The sequence below is a fragment of the Bacteroidales bacterium genome, from assembly GCA_021157585.1.
In the GTDB taxonomy this organism is placed as follows: Bacteria; Bacteroidota; Bacteroidia; order Bacteroidales; family UBA12170; genus UBA12170.
Genome location: JAGGWH010000058.1, coordinates 1 through 5,581 on the forward strand (window position 1 = coordinate 1; position 5,581 = coordinate 5,581).

Sequence of the window (5,581 nt, forward strand, 5' to 3'; positions counted from 1 at the left end):
ATTCAAAGGTTGGTTATCCTAAACATTTTCAAATTTGAAATCTTTCTTTTAATTGTATAACAAATATAATAAATTTTATTATGCAAACTATATTTTATAAATACATCTGAAAAAATTGAGAATTTATATTCTATATTTATAAATATCCATAACCAGAATTTTTCTCTTCAGTATGTTTTTCATCTTACTATTTCGACTTTTTAAAATCGTTATTCTATTAACACCAAAAGAATCAAAGGGTTATAAAAGAACATAATTACTTATGCAAACATAACAATTTAAACTCTTTCTAAATTACCAATAGCTTGATAAATAAAGATTTCCGTTATAATAAGGTCACACATATTTTAAGTATTTTCGCATTAAATTTCTAAACATTCTAAAAAATGGCTAAAATTAAAGGAGCAATAGAAGTAGATGTAGAAAAATGTAAAGGCTGTGGAGTTTGTATCCCTGCTTGTCCTACAGATGTAATATTGCTAGCAAAAAATGTAAATGGCAAAGGTTACCATTATGCCTATATGGAAAACCCTGAAGCCTGTATCGGCTGTACTAATTGTGCGGTAGTTTGCCCTGATGGAGTAATTACCGTTTACAAAGTAAAAGTTGTTTAATAATTTAAAATCTTAAAAAATAAATAAGATATGGGTGAAATAAAATTAATGAAGGGAAATGAAGCTATTGCAGAAGCCGCAATCAGATCTGGTGCTGATGCATACTTTGGTTACCCTATCACTCCTCAATCGGAAGTTATAGAATATTTAATGATAGAGCGTCCGGAAAACCGTACAGGTATGGTTGTTCTGCAAGCCGAAAGTGAAATAGCCGCAATAAATATGGTTTATGGTGCTGCAGGAGCCGGCAAAAAAGTCCTAACTTCCTCTTCCAGTCCCGGGGTTAGCTTAAAGCAAGAAGGGATTTCTTATATTGCAGGTTCCGAACTACCCTGTGTTATTGTAAATGTAGTTAGAGGTGGGCCCGGCTTAGGTACTATTCAACCTTCTCAAGCCGATTATTTTCAATCTACCAAAGGAGGTGGTCATGGTGATTATCGTCTTTTAGTCCTTGCTCCTGCTTCTGTTCAGGAAATGGCAGACTTTGTCAATGAGGCTTTTGATTTAGCTTTTAAATACCGTAATCCTGTAATGATTTTATCTGATGGAGTTATCGGACAAATGATGGAAAAAGTTGTAATGCCGGAACAAAAAGAGCGTTTAAGTGATGATGAAGTAATTAAACGTTATGGCGATTGGGCTACTGTAGGAAAATCCAAATCTCGCGAAAGAAATATTATTACTTCTTTAGAATTAGACCCCTATAAACAAGAAGCTCATAATCATAAACTTCAAGCAAAATACAAGAAAATGGAAGAAAACGAAGTTCGTTACGAAGCCATTAATTGCGAAGATGCGGATTATATTATTGTAGCTTACGGATCTAGTGCACGTATCGCACAAAAAACAATGACGCTGGCACGAGCAAAAGGAATTAAAGTTGGGATATTCCGTTTAATTACACTTTTCCCTTTCCCAAAAAATGAAATCAATGCTTTAGCTGATAAAGCAAAAGGGTTTTTAGCTGTTGAGATGAGTGCAGGACAAATGATTGAAGATGTTCGTTTAGCCGTTAACGGAAAAGTTCCGGCAGAACATTTTGGACGTTACGGTGGTGTTATTCACTCTCCCGAAGAAGTACTTGAAGCATTGGAGCAAAAAATTATTGGAGGATAAAAAATGGATATAAAAGAAATAATAAAACCCGAAAACTTAGTCTATAAAAAGACTAAATTAATGACAGATGCACCATTGAGTTATTGCCCGGGATGTGGTCATGGAACAGCACACCGTATTACTATGGAAGTTGTTGAAGAAATGGGAATCTGGGAAGATACTATTGGTGTTGCTCCTGTTGGATGTTCTGTTCTAGCCTATGATTTTATGAATATCGATATGACTCAAGCCGCTCACGGAAGAGCACCTGCAGTTGCTACTGGTATCAAAAGAGTATGGCCTAATAAATATGTATTTACCTATCAAGGCGATGGCGATTTAGCAGCTATCGGAGGAAACGAAACTCTACATGCCTGCAATAGAGGAGAAAATATTGTTATTATTTTTATTAATAATGGTATTTATGGTATGACCGGTGGTCAAATGGCTCCCACTACATTACCAGGCATGAAGTCATCTACCTCCCCTTATGGTCGTGATATTGCCACTATGGGGCATCCTCTGAAGATGACCGAATTAGTCGCTCAACTACCAGGTACATATTTTGTCACACGACAATCTGTTCACACTCCGGGAGCAGTTCGTAAAGCAAAAAAAGCCATTCGTAAAGCTTTTGAAATTCAAAAAGAAAATAAGGGTTTGGCTTTCATTGAGATAGTTTCAAATTGTAATTCGGGATGGAAAATGGAACCTGTTGAAGCTAACAACTGGATGGTAGAAAATATGTTTCCTTATTTCCCTATCGGAGATATTAAAGTAAATGGTGAATTAGTTAAATAATCGTTTAAAAATTAAGTATTATGACTGAAGAAATGATTATCGCAGGTTTTGGTGGACAAGGAGTACTTTCTATGGGTAAAATCCTTGCTTATTCCGGAATTATGCAAGGCCAAGAAGTAAGTTGGATGCCCTCTTATGGTCCTGAAATGCGCGGTGGAACAGCAAATGTTACTGTAATTGTTAGCGATGAAAGAATTAGTTCGCCCATACTAACAAATTTCGATACCGCTATTATTCTTAATCAGCAATCGATGGATAAATTTGAAAAAACCGTTAAACCCGGTGGTGTGTTAATTTACGATCCTAACGGAATTACCAAACATCCATCTCGTACCGACATTAAAATTTATAAAATTGAAGGTGCTAAAATGGCTTCTGAAATGGGAAACCCAAAAATCTTCAATATGATTGTTTTTGGTGCATTTATGAAAATCAAACCAATTGTAAAGCTGGAAAATGTAATTGCAGGATTAAAAAAATCACTTCCTGAAAGACATCACAAATTGATTCCTCTTAATCAGGATGCAATAACAATCGGAATGAAAAATGTAGTGGAAGTATAAGTATTCCGTTTTACAAAGAGGATAATTCAAATGAATTATCCTCTTTTTTTTACTACAAAACAGCAAATCTTGGTTTAGTTTGTATTTTAGCGAAAAAAATTAATGAAAATAATCGAAAACTATAAAGCTAAACTTAAGAAAAAATCAAAGTGGAGCTGGGCTAGCGATATTGTATTTATTCTATTTATTATTGCCCTGATAATTCCTACTACCAGAACTCCTTTAGTAGTTTTTATAAAACGAGCCACACTCTTAGGTCCATCGGTTTCTGAAAACGCAAATTTTGGTAAATTAAACCAAAACGATTTACAATGGAAGTTAATAAACGACAAAGGTGAAGAAGTCAGACTTTCAGAGCTTTCCGATAAACCTATATTTATAAACTTTTGGGCTACTTGGTGTGCACCTTGCGTAGCCGAAATGCCATCGATAGAAAAACTTTATATCGATTATAAAGATGATGTTAATTTTGTAATAGCCACTTACGAAAAACAATCGCTGATAAATAGCTTTTTACAAAAACACGAATTAAATTTTCCTGTTTATCGGTATTATATAAAAGAGCCCAAATTATTACAGTCTAAAACAATTCCTGCTACTTTTATATTAAACACAGAAGGAAAAATTATTGTACGCGAAAAAGGTAGCAGCAATTGGAATAGCAAAAGTATCAGGGCTTTATTAGATAAACTTATTAAATCAAATCCCAATCAATAAGAGCATATAATAATCCCTAATCTTTATTTGTACCAAAATTAATACTTATACCCACTAAAAAATTTATTGGAGCCATTGGAAAATACCCATCCATAACTTTCTGCTGACCGTTATAAATATAATTATAAGCCCAGCCATAGGTTTCGTATTCTTCGCTAAAGAGATTGCTGACTAAAAGGCTTAATTCTATGCTTTTGAATCCTTTAGGATAAATTTGATAGGCAATATTAATATCATTTACAAAATAGGGATCAATGCTATTGTACGCATTACTGGTATTGTCAATATACTGTCGGCCAACATATTTTGAGATCAGGTTGATACTTAGATTTTTAATTGGACGATAACTTATAGTTGAAGATCCTATTTGATCCGGTGAAAGCAAGATATCCGTTGTTCCCAATTCAATAGCTTGCTGATTCCAGTTATCCCAGTCATCAATATATTGTACAAAGTCGAGGATTTTATTTTGACTAAAAGTAAAATTACCAGTCCAATCTAGTTTCTCGCTTACTCTGAATGTTCCGGAAAGTTCAACTCCCGCGCGGTAACTTTTGGCCACATTGGTCATAATGGCATCGCCTACATTATTGATTTTTCCGGTGGCAACAAGCTGATCTTTATAATTCATATAATACAGATTTGCAGAAAATGCGAACCGTGTATTGATATGATGATAACCCAATTCAAAATCGTATAAACGCTCAGATTTTGGTTGATAGTCTATATCCGCATCGCGGTAATTCCCACGGCTTGGCTCACGGTTGGCAACAGCAAAAGAAGCATAGGCTTGGTTCTTATTGTTAAACTGATAGAATAATCCGGTTTTAGGATTGAAAAAATTAAAATCGTGCGTTTGCGAAATATCCCGTAAATCGTCGTGTGTTCCTTCTATGGTATAATGAATAAAACGGTATTGCAAATCGAGATAAGCAATCAGTTTTTCACTCAGCTTATAATTTGTTTTTGCATAAATATTCCCGTCGGTTTTTAATCCGTTATTCAAATACCAAGGACTACGAATAGCATTGTTCCCAGCGTATTCTGCCCAAATAACTTCGCCAAAATGATCGCCGTCATACTGTGTTAAAGATCCTCCAAAAACGCTTTCCATTTTATCCGTTTGATAAGTTAAGGCAGCGGTTAAACCATAAAAATGGTTATCGAGCCATTTCCGCTGAATCAAATCTGTGCGGTTGACTGTTTCTCCTCCAATCACAATTTCTTCAAATAAATAATCTTCGAATTTCCGATCGGTTTTAAACTGCTCATAATAGCCTTTCCCACGCGTGTAAAATAGAGCGGTGCTCAATTGCAATTCTGAATTAAAAAAGTGAGAATAATGCAATTGATAATAATCTTGCTGATAATTATCAACCTCATTATCGTAAGTGTAATAGTTATAGGTTCTTGGATCGGAATTGAGTAGATGATCTGTTGTTTCCGTACTCCACCAATTGTCTGATGCCAAATCCCGCATTCCAGCTACATCACTATTTAAGCGTACTTTTGGGATGCCATACCAAGCTTGGTAGGTTTCTTCCTGTCCGCTTAGGATGGTGAATTTTAGAATATCATTTTTACCATAATATCCGCCAGAAAAGTAGAGTGATTTTAATTCAGCCGAAGAGCGATCGACAAAACCATTAGAGCTGATTTTTGAAAGACGAACGTCAAAAGCCATCTTATTTTTAAGTAAACCCGTTCCAAAACTCACGGAGTTTCGTAAAGTATTATAAGAACCTGCAGAAGATTGTAAGCTGGCATAGGGATCTTGATTGAGTTGTTTGG

The 5,581-nt window shown here is 35.0% G+C and carries 6 protein-coding genes; 5 read left to right on the forward strand and 1 reads right to left on the reverse strand.

Annotation, left to right across the window (positions count from 1 at the left end; genetic code table 11):
- The first annotated feature begins 386 nt into the window (after positions 1-386).
- The 5 genes from J7K39_03890 (at position 387) to J7K39_03910 (ending at position 3,790) form a co-directional block, all read left to right on the forward strand.
- Positions 387-614 (forward strand): 4Fe-4S binding protein, encoded by a 228-nt coding sequence (locus tag J7K39_03890; protein MCD6179025.1) that lies wholly within the window; start codon positions 387-389, stop codon positions 612-614.
- Between the two features lie 30 nt (positions 615-644).
- Positions 645-1,730 carry a 3-methyl-2-oxobutanoate dehydrogenase subunit VorB gene (locus tag J7K39_03895; GenBank protein MCD6179026.1) on the forward strand — a complete coding sequence of 362 codons (1,086 nt, stop codon included), beginning with the start codon at positions 645-647 and terminating at the stop codon, positions 1,728-1,730.
- A 3-nt stretch (positions 1,731-1,733) separates the two neighbouring features.
- Positions 1,734-2,510 carry a 2-oxoglutarate oxidoreductase gene (locus tag J7K39_03900; protein MCD6179027.1) on the forward strand — a complete coding sequence of 259 codons (777 nt, stop codon included), beginning with the start codon at positions 1,734-1,736 and terminating at the stop codon, positions 2,508-2,510.
- 20 nt (positions 2,511-2,530) lie between these two features.
- Entirely contained in the window at positions 2,531-3,073 is a 543-nt protein-coding gene (locus J7K39_03905; protein MCD6179028.1) for a 2-oxoacid:acceptor oxidoreductase family protein, read from the forward strand.
- Between the two features lie 102 nt (positions 3,074-3,175).
- The gene (locus tag J7K39_03910; GenBank protein ID MCD6179029.1) at positions 3,176-3,790 is read left to right on the forward strand and encodes a TlpA family protein disulfide reductase; all 615 of its coding nucleotides are present in this window, start codon (positions 3,176-3,178) and stop codon (positions 3,788-3,790) included.
- 16 nt (positions 3,791-3,806) lie between these two features.
- Here the strand turns inward: J7K39_03910 and J7K39_03915 are convergent.
- Positions 3,807-5,581, reverse strand: a 1,775-nt coding sequence (locus J7K39_03915) for a TonB-dependent receptor (GenBank protein ID MCD6179030.1), incomplete at its 5' end; no start/stop codon positions are given.

What these genes read in the sequence shown, in the direction of transcription:
- J7K39_03890 (MCD6179025.1), top strand. Translation starts at nt 387, where the DNA reads ATGGCTAAAATTAAAGGAGCAATAGAAGTAGATGTAGAAAAATGTAAA.
- J7K39_03895 (MCD6179026.1), top strand. Translation starts at nt 645, where the DNA reads ATGGGTGAAATAAAATTAATGAAGGGAAATGAAGCTATTGCAGAAGCC.
- J7K39_03900 (MCD6179027.1), top strand. Translation starts at nt 1,734, where the DNA reads ATGGATATAAAAGAAATAATAAAACCCGAAAACTTAGTCTATAAAAAG.
- J7K39_03905 (MCD6179028.1), top strand. Translation starts at nt 2,531, where the DNA reads ATGACTGAAGAAATGATTATCGCAGGTTTTGGTGGACAAGGAGTACTT.
- J7K39_03910 (MCD6179029.1), top strand. Translation starts at nt 3,176, where the DNA reads ATGAAAATAATCGAAAACTATAAAGCTAAACTTAAGAAAAAATCAAAG.